Source organism: Marinobacter sp. 3-2, assembly GCF_003751355.1.
Taxonomy (GTDB): Bacteria; Pseudomonadota; Gammaproteobacteria; order Pseudomonadales; family Oleiphilaceae; genus Marinobacter; species Marinobacter adhaerens.
Map to the genome: position 1 here is coordinate 33,226 of NZ_RJUQ01000017.1, position 25,278 is coordinate 58,503.

Sequence of the window (25,278 nt, forward strand, 5' to 3'; positions counted from 1 at the left end):
TCCGATCCAGGACTCTTTGCAATGGAAATCAACGTCAACTTTCTCGAGAACCTCAGACTTGAAGCCAAGTTTGACGATTTCACCGTCGTAACGGACCAGCCGATTCGCTACAAGGGCGACGGCTCGGCGCCCAGCCCGTTCGACTACTTCCTGGCCTCCTCTGCCCTGTGTGCAGCCTACTTTGTCCGGGTCTACTGCCTGGCACGGGACATTCCCACCGAGAATATCCGCCTGTCCCAGAACAACATCGTGGACCCGGAAAACCGCTACAACCAGATCTTCAAGATCTCCGTGGAACTGCCCGAGGACATTTCGGAGAAAGACCGCCAGGGCATCCTGCGCTCGATCGACCGCTGCACCGTGAAAAAAGTGGTCCAGACCGGCCCGACCTTCGAGATTGAAACCGTCGAGAACCTGGACGCGGACGCCCAGGCACTGCTGATGACCCAGCCGGAAGGCGGCACCCAGACCTTTATCGAAGGCAAGGACCTGCCCCTGGAGCAGACCATCGCCAACATGACCGGCATCCTTGAAGACTTAGGCATGAAGATCGAGATTGCCTCCTGGCGGAACATTGTGCCGCACGTGTGGTCCCTGCACATTCGCGATGCTGCCTCACCCATGTGCTTCACCAATGGCAAGGGAGCTACCAAGGAAAGCGCCCTGTGCTCTGCCCTGGGCGAATTTATCGAGCGGCTCAGCTGCAACTTTTTCTACAACGATCAGTTCTTTGGTGAGGACATCGCCAACAGCGACTTCGTCCACTACCCGAACGAAAAGTGGTTCAAGCCGGGCCCCAACGACGAGCTGCCGGAAGGTATTCTGGATGACCACTGCCTCGCCATCTACAACCCGGACGGCGAGCTTGGCGGCTCCAACCTGATTGATACCAACTCCGGCAGAGCCGACCGGGGCATTGTCTCCCTGCCCTACGTGCGAAAATCGGATGGCGAGGTGGTGTATTTCCCCTCCAACCTGATTGAGAACCTGTTTCTCAGCAACGGCATGAGTGCGGGCAATACCCTGAACGAAGCACAGGTTCAGTGTCTGTCGGAGATTTTCGAACGGGCGGTAAAGAAGCAGATTATCGAAGAGGAGATTGCCCTTCCGGACGTGCCCCGGGAGGTACTGGAAAAATACCCGGACATCCTGGAAGGCATTGAAGCCCTGGAAGCCCAGGGTTTCCCGACTCTGGTAAAGGACGCCTCACTCGGCGGCCAGTTCCCGGTAATGTGCGTTACCCTGATGAACCCGCGAACGGGCGGCGTGTTCGCCTCTTTCGGCGCTCACCCGAGCTTTGAAGTGGCCCTTGAGCGAAGCCTGACGGAACTCCTGCAGGGCCGCAGCTTCGAGGGCCTCAATGATGTGCCGGCACCCACCTTCAACAGCCTGGCAGTGACCGAGCCAAACAACTTTGTGGAGCACTTTATCGATTCCACAGGCGTGGTGTCCTGGCGGTTCTTCAGCGCCAGGTCCGATTATGATTTCGTTGAATGGGATTTTTCCGGCACCAACGCCGAGGAAGCCGAGTGTCTGTTCGGTATCCTCGAGGAGCTGGGCAAGGAAGTCTATGTCGCCGTCTATGAGGAACTGGGCGCGCCAGTCTGCCGAATCCTGGTTCCAGGCTATTCCGAGGTGTATCCGGTGGAAGACCTGATCATGGACAACACCAACATGGCTTTGGACTATCGGGAAGACATCCTCAACCTGCACCGCCTGGACGATGAGCAACTGGCCGATCTGGTGGAGCGCCTGGAAGCCAGCCAGCTGGACAACTACATGACGATCATCACCCTGATCGGCGTGGAGTTCGATGAAAACACCATCTGGGGCCAACTCACGATCCTTGAGCTGAAGATCCTGATCTGCCTGGCCCTGCAGTGGCATGAAGAAGCCCTGGAATTCGTCGACATGTTCCTTCAGTTCAACGACAACACCGTTGAGCGCGGTCTGTTCTACCGAGCGATGTATGCGGTTCTGGAAGTCACCCTTGACGACGAAATGGAGCTGGGCGACTACATCACCAACTTCACCCGCATGTTCGGCGAGGAAACCATGGAAGCTGTTGTTGGCTCAGTGGAGGGCAGCGTTCGTTTCCACGGTCTGGAAGCCACGAACATGCAACTGGATGGGCTGGAGAAGCATCAGCGGTTGATCGAGAGCTACCGGAAGCTGCACGCGGCGCGTGCAGCGAGGGCGGGCCTGCAGCAGTAATCGGACGCCGAGCGAGCCGCGCCGCATTGGCGGCGCGGTCAGTCCTGATTCACACTTGATCATTACAAGTAGCCTATTTGCGTTTAATGCCCGTACACCCTTGTACATTTGTGGCATACGCCAAACAAGGAGCCTTGCAATGAGCAATCCGGTGATCGCTGATAACAAGCCCAAGAAAGTCAGCCTGAAAAAAGGCGAGGAATACGCCTTCTGCGTTTGTGGCCGTTCCAACAACCAGCCGTTCTGCGACGGTTCCCACGGAGATACGGGGTTCAAGCCCAAGGTCTTCAAGGCCGAAAAAGACGAAGAGGCCGTTCTGTGCCAGTGTAAACAGACCGGAAGCGCGCCTTATTGTGACGGCACTCACCAGCAGTTCAGCGATGACCAGGTTGGCAAGGAGGCGCCGGAGCCCGATGATGATGGCGGCGAGGAATCCGGTGATGCGCCGAAGGCCAAATCCACCAAAGAAGAACCCACCGTTGAATTTATTCATCAGTTGGCCCGTGAGGGGCTGAGCAGTATGGGCCACCATGGTCCGACAACTGCCATGGGCGTGCCCCGCCACACCCTGCCCCACTGGGACGACCTCCAACTGATGGTGGCGCAGATGGCCAGTAAACCGCTGGCAGACGACGCCGACGTCTCGACCGAACTGGTAATCGGGCCAGAAGCCCGCAAGCCACTGACACTGAGCATGCCGCTATTCGTTTCCGACATGAGCTTCGGGGCCCTGTCGGAGGAGGCCAAGATTGCCCTCGCTCGTGGCGCCGAGCTAGCGGGCACCGGCATCTGCTCTGGCGAGGGCGGCATGCTGCCCGAGGAGCAACAGGAAAATTCCCGATACTTCTACGAGCTGGCCAGCGCGAAGTTCGGTTACAAGGAAGAATTGCTCAAGAAAGTGCAGGCGTTTCACTTCAAGGGTGGCCAGGGCGCCAAGACCGGCACCGGTGGCCATTTGCCGGGCAACAAGAACACCGGCAAGATCTCAGAGGTTCGCAATATTCCTGAGGGCGAACCGGCGAACTCCCCACCCACTTTCGACGATTTGCGCTCAGTTGAGGATTTCCAGCGCTTCGCCAGCCATGTTCGGGAAGTGACCGGAGGTATTCCCGTGGGCTTCAAGCTGAGCGCCAATCACATCGAGCGGGATGTGCAATTCGCCCTGGATGCCGGTGCCGACTACATCATTCTCGACGGCCGTGGCGGCGGCACCGGTGCTGCACCCGAGATCTTCCGTGATCACATCAGTGTGCCCACCATTCCTGCCCTGGCGCGTGCGCGGCGCTATCTGGATGACCGCGGGGCAAGCGGACGGGTCACATTGATCGTTACCGGTGGCCTGCGGGTCCCTATCGATTTTGTGAAGGCCATGGCGCTGGGCGCTGACGGTATTGCCGTTGCCAACAGTGCCATGCAGTCCATCGGCTGTGTTGCGGCGCGTATCTGCAACACCAACAACTGCCCGGCAGGCATCGCGACCCAGAACAAGGACCTGCGCCAACGGTTGAACGTCGACCAGTCTGCCAAACAGCTGCAGAACTTCCTTGAGGCCTCTGTCTCACTGATGCAGGTGATGGCACGAGCCTGTGGCCACGACAGCCTGAGCAAACTGAACATAGATGACCTGTCCACCTGGCATCGGGAGATGGCCCTGCTCAGCGGCGTTCGCTACGCCGGTGTGCTTGATCCTTCTGCCTGAGGTTCTTCTTCGCTGGCCGCCAGGACTCGAACCCGTTCGAAGTCCTCCTCGGTGAACACACCGTTCACCCCGGAAATGGCGGCCAGCTTCATGCCATGCTTCAGTCCCAGCTTGTAAATCTCCCGCACTTTCTCCCACTCGATATTCCGCCCGAGAGTGAAGTTCTCGAAACGCGCTTCCAGAGCAAGCACAATGGTTTCCGCCAGGCAGGCATAGGCAATGCCGTTCGGGAGCCCGATGTCTTTCATGTGCACTTCACCCGGTAGCTGGATCTCGCCGGATTCGATCACCAGCACATCCGGCCGCTTGGCGACATCCTCCGCCGGGATATCCAGTGGGCGGGCGACGTCGGTTATGACGCAGCCCGGCTTCACTTTCATGATATCCAGGATACGTTTGCCGGCCCCGGAGGTGGCGGTCACGATCATGTCCATGTCAGCCAGATCGCGTTCGGCAGAGCCGGCAACATGTACGATGGCACCCGGCGTTTCCTGTTCGATGCTTTCCTTGAGAGCCAGCAGTTTGGCCGGCTCCGGTGCCGCCAGATAAATCTCGTCCACAGCCTTGGCCAGCAATCTGGCGCAGACAGACCCGATAGCACCCGTAGCGCCCACCACCATGGCCTTGCCGGCCGCTTTGCCACTGGGGCCAATACTCACCCGACCTATTTTCTTCATGGCGTCATGGGCTGCCCACAGGGCACCGGATGCGCTGTAGCTGTTGCCGGTCGTGATCGGCAGCGGCGCCCGCTTGGCCACCGTTATACCGGCATCACCCACGACCTTGGTAAACGCACCCAGGCCCATGATCTGGGCGCCGAGTTTCTTGGCCAGTTTGGCCGCCTGCAGCAACCGGGCGTAGGTAAATTCCGGCCCGTGGGCCATGATTTCCCGAGGGGTGCCACCAACGGTAATGAGCCAGCCCTCCACCTCATCGCCATTGGGTGACCGGATTCCGGATACCTTGGAGTAGATGAACGGTGGCGAATACGCGATGGCCTTTTCCACCAGGTTCATCACCACAGGCGGCGATACGTTGGCAACCCAGTCCAGGGGCGGTGTTTTGGTGAGGTATTGCTGCGACAGGGGGTGAATGACAAACGCAAACCGGTTAACCCGGCGATAACCGTTCGGGTAAAGGATTCGCGGCTCAATCTGCAGGCTCTGAATAACATCCAGATAGTCATCGGGGCCCAACTGGTCCGGCGTCCTGGAAAGCGCCGCACTGATCATCGCCTCCATCACATTCACGCCAACGGGGCGGCCCTCCAGCCAGGGACTGTAATCCACTACCATGGCAACCTTGCGCGAACGCATCCAGTCCATGGCCGCGTCCGTTACCCGCGAGGTAATCACGGTTTTTCCATCCAGCTCTTTCGCCGTGAAATTCTCCAGGTCGCCAATCGAGGCCACGATGACATGCGCCTCGGACACCGCGTGATGGAGCGAACCTTTAACCAGGTTCTCACCCAACCGATACAGCGGTGTTCGGAGAATGGTTTCAACCGCTTTCACCGCTGCAGGCCTGAACATGATGGGGGCAGTAAGCGAGGTATAGGTTTCCAGCTGTTTCAGGGAAGTCAGCAGCCTTGGCACTCCGAAATCCGTGTAAGGATCGGCAAAGAAGAGATTCTCGGTATGTTCGGAAAGGGCCCTGGCAATCCGGTAACCGGCCTGCCCATTCAAAAAGAGCACCCGGGCATTGTCGAAGAAATGCCCGAGCTCAGACTGGGTATGACGCACAGCCCATTCCTGCAGGATAGCCCGCAACCCGGCACCGGTGGTTACCGGCTTATCCGGCACACAGGCCTCAAGGCGGGCAGTATCCGGGTGTTCAAGCTGCTCCCGGCCCACCTCGTAATGATCGTGTACCATGCTCAGACCGATGGCATCTGCCTGCGGATGCACGGACTCCAGAACCGCCTCGGCCCGGGAGAGATCGCCGTCCGTACCGATCCGGATAATCCGGAAAGGCTGCGCAAGAAACGACGTCTCGATATCATAATCGTACTCACCAGATCCCTGGCTGACGCTGACAACGGTTTTCATATTCAGGTCTTCCCGTTTTCCTGTTGTTATCATTTACAGCCTAATTCAGGAGATCGGTTTCTGCCTTAGCGCAGATCAAATTCCAGACCGCTATTCAACGTCTACAATAGAGTGGCGGGCCGAACGACCAACAGACTTTCAAGGATCAACCAGGAGCTCACCATGACCATTCAGGAAGAACTCAACTCTACCGTCCGGGAACTGGTTCAGCCCGGCAAGGGAATTCTCGCGGCGGATGAAAGCCACCCGACCATTGCCAAGCGTTTCAAGGCCGTTGGCGTGGAGTCGAGCGAAGATATGCGCCGGGAGTACCGAAGCCTTATTTTCTCGGCTTCCGGGCTCGGAGAATTCATCAGCGGGGTCATTCTGTTTGAAGAGACTCTCGGCCAGCAGAGCCTGGATAATGTTCCCATGCCAAAGCTCCTGGCCAGCAAAGGCATTGTGCCGGGCATCAAGGTAGACAAGGGCAAAGGCCCTCTTGTGAATGCCCCCGGTGATGAAATCACCTTTGGCCTGGATGGTCTGGAGGACCGCCTGGAAATCTACAAAAACCAGGGGGCCCGGTTCGCCAAGTGGCGGGATGTGTTCCATATATCGGACACCCTGCCCTCACGGCAGGCGATCGAGGCGAATGCCGAGGTTCTCGCCCGCTATGCGGCGATCTGCCAGTCCCTGGGTATCGTGCCGATCGTTGAGCCGGAAGTACTGATTGATGGCAACCATTCCATCGAGCGCTGCGCGGAAGTCAGTGAGGCGGTGATTCGGGAGGTGTTCCACGCCCTTTACCGACACAAGGTGGCACTGGAATACATGATCCTCAAACCCAGCATGGTGACGCCGGGCAAGGAAAGCCCGAAGGCATCCCCGGAAGCCGTGGCGACAGCGACTCTCGATGTTTTTCGTAGGGCGGTACCGGCTGCGGTACCCGGCATTTTCTTCCTCTCGGGCGGTCAGACACCGGAAGAAGCCACTCTCAATCTGAACGCCATGAACAGCATGGGCGCGCAGCCCTGGGAGTTGAGCTTCTCTTACGGACGGGCTTTGCAGGAACCGGCACAGAAGGCCTGGGCCGGCAATCTGGACAATGGTCCGGAGGCTCAGGCAGCAATGCTGAAGCGGGCCCGCCTGAACGGTGCCGCTCGCGCGGGCCATTACCGACCGGAGATGGAAGACTGACCGGCAACAGCCCTGCGTGCCCGTGTTCCCCTAGTCGCAGCCGGAGACGCAGCTCGCCATGCCATTGAACGCCATGGTGCGGCCACTGAGGGGCACATGAACCGGCACTGTCACTGAATCCCGGAACAGAGCCGTGCGCGTTCCTTCCTGCACCATGCCACCGGAGGTCGCAGGTTCGTTGGCGTGGGAGGCGATAACCGCCTTCGGTTGCACGAGGTCATTGATTACGTAGGCGGCCTGTTTCGGTCCGGTGGTGAACGTATCACCGATGTTCATCACCACAAGCCCCGCACCGTAGTGATCCTTCACGACCAGTCTTTGCTCGGCAGTAATGCCAGTGTCACCGGACAGGTAGACCACCAGGCCGTTGGAGAACCTGAGCACGTAGCCCGTGGGTGGTCCGACACTGGCGCCAACACCCGCGGCAGCCAGATACTCTGCCAGTGGCCCGGTGAGGAACGAAGGCGATACGCCATTACTGTGCACAGCCGGCACGGTCGTAATTGCCACGCCGCCAACCTCACGCTCGCCACCGAACCGAACCAACAGCGAGTTTGCAGGATCACCGCCGGCATCTTTCAGCTTGGCAGCAAAGAAGGCGGGCATTTCGCTACCCGTAACAATTTTTGCACCGTGTTTCACTGCAATATCGACGGTATTGGATTGTGGCAATGTTGAAACGCCGGTGTCCGGAGACCCGCAAGTGCCCTGATTGGTCTTGCTGATACGCTGATCACCCACATGGTCCCCATGCATGTGGGAAACCAGAACAACATCAATTTTGCCCAATCGGGGATCATCCGGACCGGCGACCGTTCTGCCGGCGTCATAGAGAATTCGGGTGCCATTGGGATCTTCAAAGACCAGCGCCCGGTCCCGGCCACAGAACTCACCATCGTGGCTTCCCAGGGGTGTGACTCTCACCACGTGGTCGTCTGCGGCAGCCGGCATAGCGGCGCCGACTAGCATACAGACTGACACTCCGGCAAAGGCCATCGTGTTGCGCAAACCTGCTCTGAACATGTTGTTCGTCCTCCCACTCGTTTTTTATTGGTACGGGTATTGATACGAACGACAATCCCGTTGATACCAGTTTAGGCGGCGGGAAGGTCAACGCGTGGGGATTGAGTCAGTGCGCTTGAATGAGGATCAGGCAGCGCGGGAGTCCGTCAGGATAACCCGCTGTTCCAGGCATGCCATCATGGGCGCCACCTGACGGATTTTCCTGGCTTCGGGCCAGAGCGCCTCTGCCTCGGCGAAACCCTGGCGGAGAAAGTTAAGCCATTGTTTGATACGACCGGTCACATAGCGGTCCTCAAGCCAGCCCTGAAGAACCGTAGCGTACTCACGAACCAGGGCTACAGCTTCCGGCCAGGTCATATCCGGGACCGTTTCGCCCTGCTGGCTGGCCTTGATCTGCCGGGCGAGGTCTGGCCGGGCGATCAGGCCACGGCCAATCATCACGTCATCGCAGCCGGACACCTCACGGCAACGCCAGTAGTCCGCGACACTCCAGATTTCGCCATTAGCAATTATGTGGGTTTTGACAGCTTCCCGGGCCCGGGCGATTTCCTCCCAATAGGCCGGCGGCTTATATCCGTCTACTTTACTACGGGCATGAATGACAATCTCCGCCGCGCCTGCCGCTTCCAACGCCTGGGCACAAGCCACACCCATGGATCGGTCGTCATACCCCAGCCGCATCTTGGCTGTGACCGGCACATGCGCTGGTACAGCCTGACGCACAGCAGCCACGATCTCATGCATGAGCTCCGGCTCGCGCATCAACACACAGCCACCCTTGTGCTTGTTGACCGTTTTGGCCGGGCAACCAAAGTTGATATCCACCTGGGTGGCACCGAGTTCTGCCGCACGCACGCCGTGGCGCGCCATCTGGTGAGGGTCTGAACCCAGCAGCTGAACGGCAACGGGGGTGCCCACGTGAGTGAGCGACCGGTTGTACAATTCGGGGGCGTATTTGTAGAACACTCTCGGTGGCAGCATGCCATGGGTGACACGAACGAACTCCGTTACGCAACGGTCGATGCCGCCTACCCCGGTCAGGGTTTCACGGATGGGTGCGTCAACCAGCCCTTCCATTGGGGCGAGAATGATGCGCATGAGTGCTCCAGCAATTACAGGGTCTGTTCGGGGTGAGACTGATCAAAAATCAGACGGAGCGGATTGTAAGGAATTTGGCGGGAAGTTGATAGACGGACACCCCGAAACCGGGGTGTCCAATCGCTTGCTTACAGGTCTTATTCGACGTCGAATCGGTCGGCGTTCATGACCTTGGTCCAGGCTGCAACGAAGTCTTTCACGAACTTCTCTTCGTTGTCGTCCTGGGCATACACTTCTGCGTAGGCACGCAGGATCGAGTTGGAACCGAACACGAGATCAACACGGGTCGCAGTGAACTTGGTATTGCCACTGTTGCGATCCACGATGTTGTACGAGTTCTTGCCAGTCGGCTCCCAACGATTCGACATATCAGTCAGATTGACGAAGAAATCATTGGTCAATTGGCCAACGCGATCGGTGAAGACCCCGTGCTTGGTGCCGCCGTAGTTGGTACCGAGCACCCGCATGCCACCCAGCAGGACGGTCATTTCAGGCGCTGTCAGTCCCATCAGCTGGGCACGATCCAGAAGCATTTCTTCCGGTTTTACCACGTAGTCCTTCTTCTGCCAGTTGCGGAAGCCATCAGCCAGCGGCTCCATCGGATCGAAGGATTCGGCATCCGTCATCTCGTCGGTAGCGTCACCACGGCCCTTCAGGAAGGGCACGTGAACCTCGTGGCCGGCTGCTTTGGCTGCCATCTCGATGCCAAGGTTACCGCCAAGCACGATCACGTCAGCAACGCTGGCGCCAGTGTCAGCCGAAATCTGCTCGTAAACCTTTAGCACCTTATCCAGACGATCGGGCTCGTTACCCTCCCAGTCCTTCTGGGGCGCCAGGCGAATCCGCGCACCGTTTGCACCACCACGCATGTCTGAGCCGCGGAAAGTACGGGCACTGTCCCAAGCGGTGCAGATCAGCTCGTTCAGGCTCAAACCGGCCCCGGCAATCTTTTGCTTGACCACTTCCTCAATATAATTGGTCTCGCCCTGGGGAACAGGATCCTGCCAGATCAGATCTTCATCAGGCACACCCGGTCCGATGTAGCGGGACTTGGGCCCCATGTCGCGGTGGGTCAGCTTGAACCAGGCACGGGCGAAGCAGTCTTTGAAGTACTCGGGATCTGCCATGAACTTCTCGCAGATTGCGCGGTACTTCGGATCTACCTTCATTGCCATGTCGGCATCGGTCATCATCGGCTTGCGACGGACGGACGGATCAGTCGGATCAACCGGCATGTGCTCTTCTTTGATGTCGATCGGCTCCCACTGGTTTGCACCAGCCGGGCTCTTGGTCAGCTGCCACTCGTAGCCAAACAGCAGATCAAAGTAGCCCATGTCGAACTTGGTCGGATTCGAGGTCCAGGCACCTTCGATGCCAGAGGTAACCGCGTTGGTCGCCTTGCCGTCGAGGTTCGGGTTCATCCAGCCAAAGCCCTGGGTTTCAACGTCAGCCCCTTCCGGCTCCGGGCCGAGGGCATCGGCGTCGCCATTACCGTGAGCCTTGCCCACCGTATGGCCGCCAGCGGTCAGCGCTGCGGTTTCTTCATCGTTCATCGCCATGCGGGCAAAGGTCGTTCTCACCTGCTCCGCGGTCTTCTGCGGATCCGGCACACCGTTCACGCCCTCAGGATTCACATAAATCAGGCCCATTTGCACTGCAGCGAGCGGGTTCTCCATGGTGTCGGGCTTGTCGACGTCTTCATAACGGCTGTCAGACGGCGCCAACCACTCTTTTTCCGCACCCCAATAGATGTCTTTTTCCGGATGCCAGATGTCCTCGCGGCCATAAGAGAAACCAAAGGTCTTCAGGCCAAACGACTCATAGGCAACATTACCGGCCAGGATAAACAGGTCGGCCCAGCTCACCTTGTTGCCGTATTTTTTCTTAAGCGGCCACAGAAGGCGGCGTGCCTTGTCGAGGTTGCCGTTGTCGGGCCAGGAGTTCAGCGGAGCGAACCGCTGGTTACCGGTGCCGGCACCACCACGACCGTCGGCCAGGCGATAGGTACCAGCGGCGTGCCACGCCAGTCGAATCATCAGGCCGCCGTAATGCCCCCAATCGGCAGGCCACCATTCCTGACTGTTGGTCATCAGCTCGTGCATGTCTTTTTCGAGGGCTTCGTGATCAAGCTTTTTGACTTCTTCCCGGTAGTCGAAGTCTTCACCGAGAGGATTGGTTTTGCGGTCGTGCTGATGAAGGATGTCGAGATTGAGGTTCTCAGGCCACCAGCCGGCTACATCGGCTTTTTCCTGAGTGTTTGAACCGTGCATTACGGGACACTTTCCGCCCGCACTGTTGTTGTCTGTCATTTTTCTCTCCTCATTGGGGTTGGCAAAACGACACTGCTTTGATTCAGGCACTTCTAACTATAGGACACACCCAATAATCTGCTCTGAGTATTTCTTATGTCCCGGATAGCGTGCGCCTATAGGATTTCCCGCAATGCTTGCGGGTTCTCTGCCTTACTTGGCACAAGCGTAATCACTTGAATATCTCGCCAGAATGTCTAGAAAGTCCGGCCATGCGATTGAACGACTGAGTGACATTACATTGGACATGGATCTGCTCCTGCCTAACGAGAACAGCTCCACCGTAGCGCGGGACCGATGGCGCAATACAATTAATTAAAAATAAATTTGTGAGAGTTTTTATTTATGGATGGAGCTCTGGTCGGTCAGAGCCGCTCAATGGATGAAAACTTGCCGGCGTCGTCAAAGACGATGCGGAAACTGCCGCGAATGCCATCGCGAAGGTAAAAACGGGAGAGGATACGGGCCGGGAATCGGACAGAGCGTCCGTCCCGGGCCGTGGTGTGAACATCTGTGGCAACGCCCTGATAGAGCTTGATCCACTCATCAGGGCTGATGCTGATATCCACAATAATCTGCTGCATTGGCGATCAGTTCGCCAGTTCAAGCAGCAGGCGGTTCAGACGGGTGACATAGGCACCGGGGTCCGGGAGTTGCTCTCCGCTGGCCAGGGTGGCCTGGTCCAGGATAACGGCTGAGAGCTCATTGAACCGCTCTTCGCCCTTCTCGCTTTCCAGTCGCTGGACCAGCGGATGATCAACATTGATCTCGAAGATCGGTTTGCTGTCCGGTACTTTCTGGCCGGCCGCTTCCATGATCTTCTTCATCTGGGCGCCCATATCGAAATCGCCCACCACCAGACAGGCCGGTGAATCGGTCAGGCGGTTGGTTACACGCACCTCCTGCACCCGGTCGCTCAGGGCATTCTTGATGCGCTCCAGCAGGTCCTTGTGCTCTTCAGCCGCCTCTTCCTTGTGCTTCTTGTCTTCCTCGGTCTCGACCTCGCCCAGGTCCAGATCGCCACGGGCAACATCCTGCAACTGCTTGCCGTCGTATTCGCTGAGGTAACCCATCATCCACTCGTCGATGCGATCTGTAAGGATCAGCACCTCAATGCCCTTCTTGCGGAACACTTCCAGATGCGGGCTGCTCTTGGCGGCTGTGAAGTTGTCGGCGGTGATGTAGTAAAGCTTTTTCTGCCCTTCCTTCATCCGGCCGATGTAGTCATCCAGCGACACTTTCTGTGTGCTTTCCCCGGTGTGGGTAGAGGCGAAGCGCAGCAGGCCGGCAATTTTCTCGCGGTTGCTGAAATCTTCCGCCGGGCCTTCTTTCAATACCGTGCCGAACTCCCCCCAGAACTTCTGATACTGCTCGGAATCCTTCTTGGCCAGCTTGGACAGCATATCGAGGACCCGCTTGGTGAGAGCGGTGCGGATGCTTTCCACGGTGCTGTCGTTCTGCAGGATCTCACGTGACACGTTGAGGGACAGATCGTTGGAATCAATCACACCCTTGGCAAAACGAAGGTAAAGCGGCAGGAACTGCTCGGCGTCGTCCATGATGAACACGCGCTGCACGTACAGTTTCAGGCCACGAGGCGCTTCACGGTTGTACAGATCAAACGGTGCACGGGCCGGGATATACAGCAGGCTGGTGTAATCCAGCTTGCCTTCCACCTTGTTGTGGGACCAGGTGAGCGGGTCTTCAAAATCGTGGGCGATGTGCTTGTAGAACTCCTTGTACTCCTCGTCTTTGATCTCGGTACGGGGGAGTGTCCAGAGCGCTGTCGCATCGTTGACGGTTTCGTACTCGTCCTTCTTCTCACCTTCCTCGGATTCGGCCTTCATGACAACCGGGAAGGAAATATGATCCGAGTACTTCTTCACCAGACTGCGCAGCTTCCAGCCGTTGGCGAATTCCTTGGCGTCTGGCTTCAGATGCAGGACGATCTGGGTGCCGCGGTTATCCAGATTGACCTGCTCGATGGAAAACTCGCCGTCACCCTTGGACTCCCAATGCACACCTTCTTCTGCAGGCGCACCCGCGCGGCGGGTAAATACATCCACCTTGTCGGCCACAATAAACGCCGAATAGAACCCAACACCGAACTGACCGATCAGCTTGCTGTCCTTCTTCTCATCGCCGGACAACTGCTGGAGGAATTCGGCCGTACCGGAACGGGCAATGGTGCCAAGATTCTGGATAACATCGTCACGGGTCATACCGATACCGTTGTCGGTGAGCGTGACGGTATTCGCCTCTTCGTCAAAATCCAGGCGAATCTTCAGCTCAGGATCGCTTTCATAAAGGCTGTCGTCCTTCAGCGCTGCGAAACGCAGTTTGTCTTCGGCATCTGAAGCGTTGGAAATCAGCTCACGAAGGAAGATTTCCTTGTTGGAATACAACGAGTGAATCATCAGGTGAAGCAGTTGCTTCACTTCGGTCTGGAATCCAAGCGTTTCTTTATTGGCTTCAACCGTCATGGCGTTTTAGTCTCCTGAAACGAATAAACAGGCACGGCGTTGTGCCCGAGTTACCTCATAGTTTTGAGAGTGAGCGCGGAGGCACAAAAATCTCAGTCTGAGCAAAAAGTGGGGGCACACCGGGGCATTTCAAGCCCCGGAGTATAGGCAAGATCAGTCTTCGAGGAGGAAGTGCGCCCTGGCAGTCGCAATGGGTTGCGAGCGGGATTTCTGCCAGGCGCTGACCATCACGTTGGCAACGCGGTTGCCCTGGCGGGTCAGGCGGCATTCGGCGTAGGTCTCGCGATTGAGACCGGCCCTGAGGTAATCCAGGGAAAAGTCGACGATACGGGGCATGCGCAGACTTTCCTGGGACATGATCAGGTAGATATTGGCGGACATCTCCATGAAGCCACCGATCACGCCACCGTGGATGGCCGGCAGGATGGGATTACCCAGGTTGGAGTCTTTGCAGGGCAGACGGAAAATCAGGTCGTCTCCAAACTGCTCGCACTGAAGACCAATCCAGGTGGCGTAGGGAATGCTGCTGAGCATGCGGCTGAAGTCACCGGTCTCCTGGGTGTAACGCAGGATTTCAGGATCGGTCATTCTTCACCTCCGGTAATCAGGTCCCGGTAATGTTTCGGGCTGGCATCCTTCCCGATACGCATGAAGGTGGCCACGCAGTTGGCGATGGTTTCACCGCCTTCCTGGTAAGCCTCACAGCGGGTAAAAATGATGTTCCGGGTTACCCGGTAGGTTTCAGCCCGGGCATAAACCGGCTTGCGTGGCTGGGCCGGGCGCATGTAGTCCACGCGCAGGTCCAGCGTCGGGCAGAGTTCAAAATCTTCCAGGGCACAGAGGATCACGCACCCTGACGTGGTATCCATCAGTGTGGTGATGGCCCCACCGTGAATTACCCCGGTGTCCGGGTTACCGATAATGCGGTCACTGTAGGGCAGGCACAGTGTCAGGCTGCCTTTTGTGGCCTCGGTAACCGACAGACCAAGCTCGTTGGCCTGGTTGAGGGTGGCTATAAAACGGCTAACCCGTTTCCGTCGGATATCATCATTCATTCAGATTCAACCTGTGGATCAGCTTTTAGGTTTTGGGCTGTTTTCCGCCTTGCCGGGCAGCGGCTCCTCGAAGACCTTCCCTGCCCTCAATGCTTCCAGTGCCGTCGAACAGAACTCGCGTCGATAGAGAACGACAACAACCAGCGTGGACGCCGCCATGAAGACAATCGGGTGAATAAACCAGCCTACCACGGCAAGTGCGTAATAGTAGGACCGCAGCCCAAGGTTAAAGGCATCGCCGGCAAGATTGCAGATGTTGCCGGCACTTCGTGCAAACGCCTCCCTGCCAGCGGGGCTGGTTTTGGTGTCGTCTGGCGGAGGGGCACTGCCCACCATCACCGACACAAAGTTGTACATCCGCATGGACCAGGTGAATTTGAAAAAGGCGTAGATAAAGACCACCAACAGCACCACCATACGAAGTTCCCAGATTTCCCGGGTCGGCAATGTTCCGAAGGGCATGGTACTGAATACTTCCATGACTTCCTGGGTGTAGCCGAGGGCGGTGATAATACCCGCGAGAATCAGCAGGCAGCTGGAGGCGAAAAACGCACCGTTGCGCTCCAGGTTTCCGACCACAGACGCATCGGCAATCCGGTTTTCCCGCCGCAACATGACGCGCATCCAGTCCTCCCGGTAAAGGTCGAGGGTGTTGGACAGGCAGGGACGGTCCGCAGCACGGCGTTTCGAGTATTCGGTATAACCCAGCCAGCAGACGAGGAACCAGAGCAAAGCGATCAGTTCGAGTAAATTACTCATGGGTTGCCTTGGGTGCGAAGTTGGTGAAACAGAGCAGGAACAGACGCTTATGATACGCCAAGGGCCTGCTCGTCACCACCGCCGGGCAGGTTGCGGTAATCCACTGATGGCCGATCATGTGCTATAAACTGCCCATTCAGGAAGCGGGCAACTGTTTTGAACGAACCCGACATCGCATCATCCAAAAGGGAGCTTACTGTGAACCTGTCTGCCATCAAAAACAGCCTGGTAGCCATTGCGCTGGCACTGACACTCAGCGGCTGCTCGGTCAATCCGGTTACCGGGGAAAATCAGCTTTCGCTGATCGGTGAAAGCCAGGAGCTCGCCATGGGCGCCGAGCAGTACGTGCCCACCCAGCAAACCCAGGGCGGTCGGTTTTATGTGGACCCGGAGCTGACGCTCTACGTGAGCGAAGTTGGCCAGAAAATGGCCAGGGTCAGTGACAGACCAGACCTGCCCTACGAATTCGTGGTTCTGAACAGCAGTGTACCCAATGCCTGGGCCCTTCCCGGAGGCAAGATCGCCATTAACCGTGGCCTGCTGACAGAGCTTGAGGACGAGGCTCAACTTGCCTCGGTTCTGGGACACGAGATTGTTCATGCGGCGGCCCGGCACAGCGTACAACGCATGCAGAATGCCCAGATGATCAGCCTCGGTGTTGGTGTCTTGGGCATGGCAGTAACGGATAACGAATGGGCCGGCCTGATCATGGGTGGTGCTGCCCTTGGGGCGCAACTTGCCCTGGCGCAATACAGCCAGGGCGATGAACTGGAATCCGACCATTACGGCATTCTCTACATGAAAGAAGCCGGCTATGACCCACAGGCAGCGGTGGAGCTTCAGGAACTGTTCCTGAAACTATCCGAAGGGCGTCAGTCCGGTTTCATTGATGGCCTGTTCGCAACCCATCCGCCCTCAGCGAAACGCGTGCAGGAGAACCGCGAACTGGTGCAGAAGGTTGGCGCGGGCGGCTACCGCGGTGAGGACGTCTATGAACGCAAGATGGCCAAACTCCGTTCGCTGAAACCGGCTTACGATGCCCATGACAAAGCCATGGAGATGGCCTCCAAAGGCGAGATGAAGCCTGCGCTGGACAAGATCAACGAAGCCATCCGTCTGCTGCCACGGGAAGCCATGTTCTATGCCCTTCGCGGCCGCATTTATCAGGACCAGAAGGAAACAGAGAAGGCCGCGGCCGACTTTGAAAAGGCGGTGGAGCTCTACCCCGAGATGTTCAAGTATCGCCTGTACAATGGCCTGAATGCTCTGAGGCTCAACAATCTGGACAAGGCCAGGGAGAATCTGACCAAAGCCAATGAAACCGTCCCCACTTCCATTGCCTTCCTGCGACTGGGCGATGTTGCGGTAAAACAGAATAACCGGAATGAAGCCATTGCCTATTACAGCAAGGCCGCCGAAGCCGGTGGAGACGTAGCTGAAGAGGCCAAACGTAAACTGGCGGCACTCACGCAATAATTGCCGCCGGAATCGTTGACTTTAGAAGGCCGGAGTCCCGAGGGGTTCCGGCTTTTTTATTGCCCGGGATCAAGATTGCCGGTCTGACGCACATCTTCTGTCATCGCCTCCATTGACTTTTAGAGCAATAACTCTAAAAATCAGATGACATCAACAACGATTGGATGACGGACATGCTAGCGAAACGTATCCAGCCCATGGTCTTCCAGGCGCGCCGACTGTACGTGGAACTGATGTTCCAGGTGATGGGGCGAGCCCTGCAGGCTGTGAGCGAGGTGGACGAGAAGGTTCAGAACGAAGCCCGGGCACTGCCTGACGGTTTCCTGTTCGAGATGATGGTGATGCCGGATGGCTCAAAGCTGATCGTCGAGCATACCGGCCAGGGGCGTTTCCGTTACCACGGTGACAAGGCCCCACGGCCGATCGACCTGTCGATTCAGTTCAAGCACATCGCCCACGCTTTCCTGGTGCTGTCTTTCCAGGAAAAAACATCAGTGGCTTTCGCCAATGACCGCATGCTGGTGGATGGCGACATCAGCTATGCCGTGCGGATGACGCGGGTACTGAACCGGCTTGAGTCCTTCATCCTGCCGAGAATGGTCGCCGAGCGCGCCGTAAAGGAATACCCGGCCGACCTCCACCTGCCGGAAAAGCTGATCAGCGCCGCGCGCATTTACCTGAAAGTTGCCACCAATTTCGTTGAGACAGTGAGAGCGTGATGACCAATAAATACTATGAGTTCTTCTGCCCGGTAAAAGTCATTGCCGGCAAGGCTGCCCTTGAACACATCCCTTACGAGCTGACCGGAATGGCTGCCAAGCGGCCAATGATCGTAACCGACAAGGGCGTGCGGGCTGCGGGCCTCCTGGAACCCGTGATCGCAGCTTGCGAGGAAAGCGGGCTGGAAATAACCACCATCTATGATGACGTTCCGCCCGACTCCTCGACCACGGTGGTACGCGATATCGCCGGCATCTATCGTCAGGAAAAGTGCGACTCCATCATCGCCGTGGGCGGCGGTTCGGCGATCGATACCGGCAAGGCCGTCAACATTCTGGTTTCCGAGGGTGGTGACGATATCGCCAAGTACAGCGGTGCCGGTGTGCTCAAGCATCCGCTCAAGCCCTTCTTCGTGGTGCCGACAACAGCCGGGACCGGTTCGGAAGTTACATCGGTTGCGGTCATCACCGATGAAGCCAAGGGCGTCAAGCTGCCCTTCACGTCGTCGTTCCTGCTGCCAAACGCGGCCATCATTGACCCGCGCATGACCCTCACCCTGCCGCCGCACATTACTGCCGCGACAGCCATGGACGCCATGACCCACGCAACCGAAGCGTTCACCTGCATGGCGAAAAACCCATTGAGTGACGCCTACGCGACCGCGGCCATCAAGAAAATCAGCCACTCGCTCCTTCAGGTCATGGACAACCCGAAAGACAGCGACGGACGACTGGAGCTGGCGCAAGCCTCAACCATGGCCGGCATCGCCTTCTCCAACTCCATGGTGGGTCTGGTGCACGCCCTGGGGCACGCCACCGGCGCCGTCTGCCACCTGCCCCACGGCCTTTGCATGAGTCTTTACCTGCCCTACGCCCTGGAGTACAACCTTGAAACCATCCGGGAACCCCTGGGTGAACTTTTGCTGTATCTCGAGGGCCCCGAAGTCTTTGCAGCAACACCGGCAAGCCGACGGGCAGAGGCCAGTATTTCCGCGATCCGGAAGTTGCGGGATGCTTTGTACAAGCGCTGCCAGCTGCCCCGGACACTCAAGGAAACCGGTAAGGTAACCGAGGCACAGCTGGACCACATCGCTGAAATGGCGTTGGATGATGGTTCCATCATGTTTAATCCGAAGGAAGTAACGCTGGAGGATGCCCGCTCGGTTCTGCGCCGCGCCTGGGCGTGACTGTTTCGCCGGGGGCTCTGCCTGGCCCCCGGCGTTTGCCTTGTGTGAAGATAGAATTCACATCATTGAAATTGATCAAGCAAGAGAGGAGAATTAGCCAATTCTGGCAGGGATGATAGCCGGGTTCATTATCCACCTACAGTACTGTTCCGTAGAGAGCCCCACCACATGCAAAACCGATATCCCCGCCCTGTTAATGCCACTCTTGGCGTCCTTCTTCTTGTACTGACTGCACTTTCCTCGCCAGTTTTTGCCTCACAGGATGCCTCTGGCGAACAAGAGGTTTTCCGCTTCAATATTTCGCCCAATGGTTACCCACCCTATCTCATCGGTGACCAGAGCCAACCATCAGGAATCATTTGGGATGTGGTGTCCGAGGTAGCCCAGAGGCTCGGATACCGGGTAATCGCTGAGCAAATCCCCCGTAAACGTGTAGATCAGATGCTGCTTGATGGATACATCGATGCCACACCAAGGGCTCGCGAGTGGGCTGACGACCCGGAGAAATTCCTGTTTACCGATGCGATAGTCGACATCGAGGAAGTGTTTTTTGTACCAGCACAATCCAGCTTTTACTACGAGAGCCCGGACGATCTGATCTCCAAAACCATTGTCACCCATCTCGGCTACCGATATCCGCTGCTTGAGCCCTACTTCGAGGAAGGTCGGATTCGCCGCTTTGATGTTTCCAGAGACAAGGACATGTTCACCTTCGTGCTGCACGGTGACCGCTTCGACGCCGCCGTCGCCGACCGGCTCGTCGGAAAGTGGATTCTCAGAAACGAGGGGCTGCGGCAGCATTTCGACATCAGCAACGAAAGCATCAGCAATTACGGGTTCCGGCTAATGCTGCGGAAAGACTGGCAGTCCTTTGCCAGCCAGTTCAACGAAGAACTGGCGAAGATGAAGGCGAATGGCGAGCTGGATGCCATTCTCGCCAACTACCGCTGAAGCCGCCCGGCGCTACTCGAGGCGTCGCAACAACAGCATCGGCGATACACTCAACACCGGCCGTAGCTGCCAGCGGCCGAACAGGGCAAGAACAACGGCGCTTACGATTGGAATCGGCAGCACCACGTGCCAGTGCCACTGGAATGTGCCCTCGAACATCCTGAACTGAAGCGCCCAGACTGCCGCCTCGGCGGCGACCACTCCGAGCACACCTGCGAAACCACCCAGCAACGCAAATTCGAGCATGGTGCTGCGAACCAGCAACCTCTGGCGCCCGCCAAGTGTTCGCAGCAGCGCGCCTTCCCGCTGTCGATCCTGAAGCGTCGCACTGACGACTGCAGCCATCACCACAAGCGCGGCGGCAAGGATCAACGCCAGAATGGCTTCAATCGCCTGGGTGACCTGCCGGACGATCTCCTGGATCCGCTCAATCACATGATCAATTTCCAGAACGGAAACCGTCGGGAACTGCCGGGAAAATTCGTTCAGGGCATCTTTCTTGTCCTTGGGCAGGTAAAAACTGGTAATCCAGGTCGCTGGCATCTCGGTGAGCCCGCCCTCCGGCGGGAACGCCATATAGAAATTGGGCTTCATGCTATCCCACTGAACCGTCCGAATACTGGTGACGGCTTCTGTCACCTTTTCCGAGCCAATGGTGAACGTCAGTTCGTCGCCCAGTGACAGCCCCAGCTTTCCGGCCAGTTCCGCTTCCACCGAGACACCATCCTTCTGGTTTTCGCCAAACCAGGCGCCCTCGACTACCTCGTTGTCGTCCGGCAAGGCCGACATCCAGGTCAGGTTCAGTTCGCGGTTAAGAGCGTTAACATTTTCATCCTTGCTGACTGTCTCCTTGACCGGCTGACCATTGAGTTCGGTCAAGCGCCCTCGCACCATCGGGTAAAGTTTGTCCAATGGCTGGCCACGCTCCTGCCAGAACGCATCGACGTCCTCGACCGCCTCCGGTGCAATATTGATCAGGAAATGATTGGGTGCGTCATCCGGCAACTGGGCCTGCCAGTCTGCCAGCAGAGAGGTCCGCACCAATATCAGCGTGGCCGCCAGCATCAACGTCATCGCAAATACGGCAATCTGGGAAAGACTGGCCCGGCGATGTCGGTACAGCCCCACCAGGGCCAAACGCCAGGCGTTACCACCGCCACGGACCTTACGCAGTGTTGCCACCAACAGCCAACCCACCAGGCCGAGTGCCCCGAGCAGCAACGCAAGCCCCCCCAGAAGGGAAACCACCAGCGCAAGTTCGCCTGCATACATCCATACCAGCCCGAAAACCGCCACAATGGCAATTATCATATCCGGCAGGGCCTCACGACCGGTTTCACCGGGCTGGCTGCGCAGTACACGCATCGCCGGAACGTTGCGAAGCCTGCGAACGGGAGGATAGGCAAACGCAAACAGAGAGACCAGTGCCGTCAGCAAGGCGGGCACCAATGCAGACGGATCGAGCTGAAATTCCACCGGGCGCTCAAGCACTTGGCTGAGCATGTGAATCAGCAACCAGTACAGCGGCATCGCGACCAACAGTCCGCCCACAATCCCGGTGACACCCCAGAGCGCGAGGCGCTTGAGGTACAAACCGCCAATCCCTGCACCGTTGAGCCCCAGCGTTTTCAGAAGTGCCACGGTATCGCGCTGGGAAAGGGCATACTGCCTACTCGCCACAGCCACTGCCACGGCTGCAAGCAGGACCGCAAGACTGCCACCCAACAGAAGGAATCGCTCGGCTCGCTCGAGTGAGCGCGAAAAGGTCTCGCCATCCCGGACACCCGCCCATTCATGACTGGGCTCGAGTCTGGGTTCCAGCCATTGGTAGTACGATTCCAGCGCAGCTTCATCACCGGCAAACAGGTAGACGTATTCAACCCGGCTGCCCTCCTGGATGACCCCGGTGGCGGCCACATCATCCACATGCATCATCACGCGGGGGGCCAGTGCCGACAGCCGGAAACCGCCGTCCGGCTCCCGGATGAGCAGGCCGGACACGGTAAGATTCAGATTACCAACTTCAAGCGACTCGCCGACTTCGAGATCCAGCAGCCTGAGCAAGCGCGGGTTGATCCAGACCTCTCCCGGCCCGGGCCCCTGATTTACCAGCTCCCGGGTACCTGTCGGGTTCCGCTGGATTTCGATATCGCCGCGAAGCGGATATTCATTGCTCACGGCCTTGACTGACACCAGCTGGAAATTCTCGTCACCGAACACCATGGTGGAGAATTCCACCATTCGACCGGTTTTCAGGCCCTGATCGGCGGCTTCCTGAAGCCAGGCGTCCGGAATCGGGCGGCCATTCTCTGCCTCAAGCTGGCGATCCGCTGCCAGGAACGAGCTGGCTGAAGACACCAGGGTGCGTTGAAGCTGACTGGCAAACAGGGCAATGGTGGCAACAGTGGCAACGGCGATGATGAGAGCGGCCAGAACGACGCGAACATCCCGTTCCCGCCAGTCCCGGCGAACCGACATGAGTTTTTTTGCAGCTGCCATCAGTGCGCCATCTCCTGCGCTGCTTCCGGTTCGGTCAGAACGCCGGCTTCAATATGGAACTGCCGATTGCAGCGCGCCGCGAGGTGTTCATCGTGGGTTACCATCACCAACGTTGTGCCCTGCTCCCGGTTCAACGCCATCAAGAGATCAGACACTGCCTGACCGGTGCGGTTATCCAGGTTGCCCGTCGGCTCGTCAGCAAACAGGATCAGCGGCTCAGACGCAAATGCCCGCGCGATGGCAACCCGCTGCTGCTCACCACCGGAGAGCTGTCTGGGTGTGTGGGTCAGCCGTTCGCCAAGCCCAACCCGTTCCAGCAGCTCACGGGCCCTCTTCTCCGGAGACGCCATGCCGGCAAGTTCCAGCGGCAACATAACGTTCTCGAGCGCGGTTAGCGCCGGCAAAAGCTGGAAAGACTGGAATACAAAGCCAACCCGGTGTGCGCGGAGTTTTGCCCGCTCATCCTCGCTGAGCTTGCTGATCACCGAGCCGTCCAGCTCCACCGTCCCCTCGCTGGGCGTATCAAGACCCGCCAGCAAACCCAACAGAGTGGTTTTACCAGAACCGGAGCGCCCGACAATGGCTACGGATTCTCCCCGATTGATTTCGAGAGTGACCCCTTGCAAGATCGTGAGCGTATCGGTTTCAACACTGACGCGGTGGGTCAGGTTATCTACCCGTAACATTGGGCTCTGGCTATCCGGGTTAACATTGGTCATCTGATTCACGGAATCTCCCGATCCTGGGTCTTGAAAACGGCTTAAAGGTGTATTGGTTGTCTATGCATACGGCATTGGTGTACGTCAGATCAATTCTTTTTCTCGTGTTTGCCGTGCTGGCGCTGCCGGCAGTGGCCAGTCAAAACACGCTGCTCATCGTAGGTGACAGCCTCAGTGCGGCCTATGGAGTGCCCTCCGAAACTGCCTGGGTGCAGTTGCTGAGAAACCGGCTCGAGAGCAAAGGGTTGAACGACTGGGAAGTGGTCAATGCCAGCATCAGCGGAGAAACCACGGATGGCGGTGCCCGCCGGCTGCCTGATCTCCTTGAGGAGAACGAGCCCGACGTCGTGGTCATTGAATTGGGTGGCAATGATGGCCTTCGCGGCTTTCCCCCCAACGTAATCGAATCCAATCTCGCCTCCATGATCGAAAAGGTGCAGACCTCGGGTGCTCGCGCCGTACTGGTGGGCATGCAAATACCGCCCAACTACGGACAGCGCTACACAGAGATGTTTGCCGAAATCTATCCGAAGCTGTCTGACCGATACGACACCGCGTTGGTTCCCTTTTTCCTGGACGGCATCTACAACCAGGCCGGGCTGATGCAGGACGACGGGATTCACCCCACCGAGGAAGCCCAGGGCAAACTGCTGGAGAATGTCTGGCCGGTGCTCAAACCGATCCTGCAATAAAGATGGTTCAGGTCAATCCCTGGAGGAATGCCAGCGCACGGCGCTCTGACCAATAAAAGCCATCTTTCGAATGCTCGACAAACCCGACGTGGCCGCCCCACCGAGGAGCTTCGAGGCGCACATGAGCGCCCAGCTCCCGCCGGGATTCCGGGAAACAGCGCGCCGAGAGAAACGGATCGTCGGCGGCGTTCACCATCAGCGCCGGCACGCGGATATCTCGCATGCGCCCCAATGCTGAACACTGGGCCCAGTAATCCCGGGCATTGCGGAAACCGTGCAGAGGCGCGGTGTAGCGGTCATCAAACTCGTGAAAGCTGCGAATGGCATCAAACCCCGAAATATCAATCAGGTCCGGAAACCTCTCCGCCTTTTCCTCCATTTTTACCTTCAGATCCCGGAGAAAGCGCTGCATGTAGATCTTTCGGCTGGGCAATGCCAGCATATCTGCGCTGCCGGCCAGGTCGCAGGGAACCGAATAGGCAACGGCTCCGCAGATCCGGCTATCAACACGCTCGCCCTGTTCGCCCAGATAAAGCAGCGTCAGATTGCCCCCCATGCTGAACCCGGAAAGAAACAGGGTGTCGTAAGCACCTGACAAACCGTGGTTGACCACCAGGCCGAGATCCTCGGTGGCGCCGCTGTGATAGAACCGCGGTTGCCGATTCATAACCCCGCCACAAGAGCGGAAGTTCCAGGCAAGAACATCCCAGCCTTCCCGAAGCAGGGCGCGAGTTAAACCGAGCACGTAGGGCCGCCTGCTGTGACCTTCCAGACCGTGAGACACGATGGCCAGGCGATCGCTACCCTGCCGGTACCAGTCCAGGTGCAGTTCGTCGTCATCCAGTGTGGCGATCACTTCCGGCTCCGGTTCCACCATAGGGACTTTGCGAAACAGTGTGGGCCAGACAGACTGAACGTGGCCATTGCGCAACCACGGCGGGGGCCGGTAGTGAAGAGTCCTGCTTTCGTACAATTTTTAGCCTTTCATATCAGGGGGTTGACCCCGTAAACCAAAGCGCTTAATATGCGCGCCACTTGATGCTGTTCCCCGATAGCTCAGTTGGTAGAGCAACGGACTGTTAATCCGTTTGTCGCTGGTTCGAGCCCAGCTCGGGGAGCCACTTATTCCGAAATGCCGCTGATTCTTCTGAACCAGCGGCATTTTTCGTTT

The 25,278-nt window shown here is 57.8% G+C and carries 21 protein-coding genes and 1 tRNA gene; 9 read left to right on the forward strand and 13 right to left on the reverse strand.

The window, feature by feature from the left end; all coding sequences use genetic code 11:
• The first annotated feature begins 21 nt into the window (after positions 1-21).
• Together EDB94_RS17010 and EDB94_RS17015 are read left to right on the forward strand one after the other, a co-directional pair.
• Complete coding sequence (locus tag EDB94_RS17010; RefSeq protein WP_108019022.1) at positions 22-2,214, forward strand: OsmC domain/YcaO domain-containing protein; 2,193 nt, start codon at positions 22-24, stop codon at positions 2,212-2,214.
• Between the two features lie 139 nt (positions 2,215-2,353).
• Positions 2,354-3,913: a glutamate synthase-related protein gene (locus EDB94_RS17015; RefSeq protein ID WP_108019023.1), complete on the forward strand. Its 1,560-nt coding sequence runs from the start codon at positions 2,354-2,356 to the stop codon at positions 3,911-3,913.
• Here the strand turns inward: EDB94_RS17015 and EDB94_RS17020 are convergent.
• Positions 3,883-5,961 carry a dehydrogenase gene (locus EDB94_RS17020; RefSeq protein ID WP_108019024.1) on the reverse strand — a complete coding sequence of 693 codons (2,079 nt, stop codon included), beginning with the start codon at positions 5,959-5,961 and terminating at the stop codon, positions 3,883-3,885. The two genes, EDB94_RS17015 and EDB94_RS17020, sit on opposite strands and share 31 nt — an antisense overlap.
• A gap of 162 nt (positions 5,962-6,123) precedes the next feature.
• Here EDB94_RS17020 and EDB94_RS17025 point away from each other — a divergent pair, with 162 nt between their 5' ends.
• Positions 6,124-7,137: a class I fructose-bisphosphate aldolase gene (locus EDB94_RS17025; protein ID WP_008171996.1), complete on the forward strand. Its 1,014-nt coding sequence runs from the start codon at positions 6,124-6,126 to the stop codon at positions 7,135-7,137.
• A 30-nt stretch (positions 7,138-7,167) separates the two neighbouring features.
• Here EDB94_RS17025 and EDB94_RS17030 read toward each other — a convergent pair whose 3' ends face one another.
• The 9 genes from EDB94_RS17030 to EDB94_RS20940 form a co-directional block, all read right to left on the reverse strand.
• Entirely contained in the window at positions 7,168-8,160 is a 993-nt protein-coding gene (locus tag EDB94_RS17030) for an MBL fold metallo-hydrolase (protein ID WP_260312620.1), read from the reverse strand.
• Between the two features lie 126 nt (positions 8,161-8,286).
• The gene (locus EDB94_RS17035; RefSeq protein ID WP_108019025.1) at positions 8,287-9,258 is read right to left on the reverse strand and encodes a tRNA-dihydrouridine synthase; all 972 of its coding nucleotides are present in this window, start codon (positions 9,256-9,258) and stop codon (positions 8,287-8,289) included.
• 137 nt (positions 9,259-9,395) lie between these two features.
• Positions 9,396-11,567, reverse strand: coding sequence for a catalase/peroxidase HPI (gene katG, locus EDB94_RS17040; protein ID WP_041645165.1), 2,172 nt, complete (start codon positions 11,565-11,567; stop codon positions 9,396-9,398).
• Between the two features lie 365 nt (positions 11,568-11,932).
• The gene (locus EDB94_RS17045; protein WP_008172004.1) at positions 11,933-12,151 is read right to left on the reverse strand and encodes a DUF2835 domain-containing protein; all 219 of its coding nucleotides are present in this window, start codon (positions 12,149-12,151) and stop codon (positions 11,933-11,935) included.
• A gap of 6 nt (positions 12,152-12,157) precedes the next feature.
• Complete coding sequence (htpG, locus tag EDB94_RS17050) at positions 12,158-14,050, reverse strand: molecular chaperone HtpG (protein WP_108019026.1); 1,893 nt, start codon at positions 14,048-14,050, stop codon at positions 12,158-12,160.
• A 153-nt stretch (positions 14,051-14,203) separates the two neighbouring features.
• Positions 14,204-14,638: a PaaI family thioesterase gene (locus EDB94_RS17055; RefSeq protein ID WP_008172009.1), complete on the reverse strand. Its 435-nt coding sequence runs from the start codon at positions 14,636-14,638 to the stop codon at positions 14,204-14,206.
• On the reverse strand, positions 14,635-15,105 hold the full coding sequence (locus tag EDB94_RS17060) for a PaaI family thioesterase (RefSeq protein ID WP_014576817.1): 471 nt from the start codon (positions 15,103-15,105) through the stop codon (positions 14,635-14,637). Before EDB94_RS17060 ends, EDB94_RS17055 begins: the two co-directional genes overlap by 4 nt.
• Positions 15,106-15,123: 18 nt before the next feature.
• Entirely contained in the window at positions 15,124-15,864 is a 741-nt protein-coding gene (locus EDB94_RS17065) for a DUF599 domain-containing protein (protein WP_008172012.1), read from the reverse strand.
• Between the two features lie 47 nt (positions 15,865-15,911).
• Complete coding sequence (locus tag EDB94_RS20940; RefSeq protein ID WP_008172013.1) at positions 15,912-16,037, reverse strand: hypothetical protein; 126 nt, start codon at positions 16,035-16,037, stop codon at positions 15,912-15,914.
• 25 nt (positions 16,038-16,062) lie between these two features.
• Between EDB94_RS20940 and EDB94_RS17070 the strand changes: the two genes are divergently transcribed.
• The 4 genes from EDB94_RS17070 to EDB94_RS17085 all read left to right on the forward strand — a co-directional run bounded on the left by EDB94_RS17070 (position 16,063) and on the right by EDB94_RS17085 (position 20,197).
• Positions 16,063-17,340: a M48 family metalloprotease gene (locus EDB94_RS17070; protein ID WP_108019027.1), complete on the forward strand. Its 1,278-nt coding sequence runs from the start codon at positions 16,063-16,065 to the stop codon at positions 17,338-17,340.
• A gap of 173 nt (positions 17,341-17,513) precedes the next feature.
• The gene (locus EDB94_RS17075) at positions 17,514-18,059 is read left to right on the forward strand and encodes a hypothetical protein (protein WP_108019028.1); all 546 of its coding nucleotides are present in this window, start codon (positions 17,514-17,516) and stop codon (positions 18,057-18,059) included.
• Positions 18,059-19,246: an iron-containing alcohol dehydrogenase gene (locus tag EDB94_RS17080; RefSeq protein ID WP_108019029.1), complete on the forward strand. Its 1,188-nt coding sequence runs from the start codon at positions 18,059-18,061 to the stop codon at positions 19,244-19,246. The genes EDB94_RS17075 and EDB94_RS17080 overlap by 1 nt, the downstream gene beginning before the upstream one ends.
• Before the next feature lie 168 nt (positions 19,247-19,414).
• Complete coding sequence (locus EDB94_RS17085; RefSeq protein WP_108019030.1) at positions 19,415-20,197, forward strand: ABC transporter substrate-binding protein; 783 nt, start codon at positions 19,415-19,417, stop codon at positions 20,195-20,197.
• 12 nt (positions 20,198-20,209) lie between these two features.
• On the opposite strand, the gene EDB94_RS17090 is transcribed toward EDB94_RS17085, so the two are convergent.
• Together EDB94_RS17090 and EDB94_RS17095 are read right to left on the reverse strand one after the other, a co-directional pair.
• On the reverse strand, positions 20,210-22,696 hold the full coding sequence (locus tag EDB94_RS17090; protein ID WP_108019031.1) for an ABC transporter permease: 2,487 nt from the start codon (positions 22,694-22,696) through the stop codon (positions 20,210-20,212).
• A complete protein-coding gene (locus EDB94_RS17095; RefSeq protein WP_041645164.1) occupies positions 22,696-23,415 on the reverse strand; it encodes an ABC transporter ATP-binding protein in 720 nt (239 codons plus the stop codon). Before EDB94_RS17095 ends, EDB94_RS17090 begins: the two co-directional genes overlap by 1 nt.
• Before the next feature lie 62 nt (positions 23,416-23,477).
• Here EDB94_RS17095 and EDB94_RS17100 point away from each other — a divergent pair, with 62 nt between their 5' ends.
• Positions 23,478-24,107, forward strand: coding sequence for an arylesterase (locus EDB94_RS17100; protein ID WP_041645163.1), 630 nt, complete (start codon positions 23,478-23,480; stop codon positions 24,105-24,107).
• A 7-nt stretch (positions 24,108-24,114) separates the two neighbouring features.
• On the opposite strand, the gene EDB94_RS17105 is transcribed toward EDB94_RS17100, so the two are convergent.
• Entirely contained in the window at positions 24,115-24,984 is an 870-nt protein-coding gene (locus EDB94_RS17105; protein ID WP_228743744.1) for a YheT family hydrolase, read from the reverse strand.
• A gap of 168 nt (positions 24,985-25,152) precedes the next feature.
• Between EDB94_RS17105 and EDB94_RS17110 the strand changes: the two genes are divergently transcribed.
• Positions 25,153-25,228 (forward strand) — tRNA-Asn (locus tag EDB94_RS17110).
• Positions 25,229-25,278 lie beyond the last annotated feature (50 nt).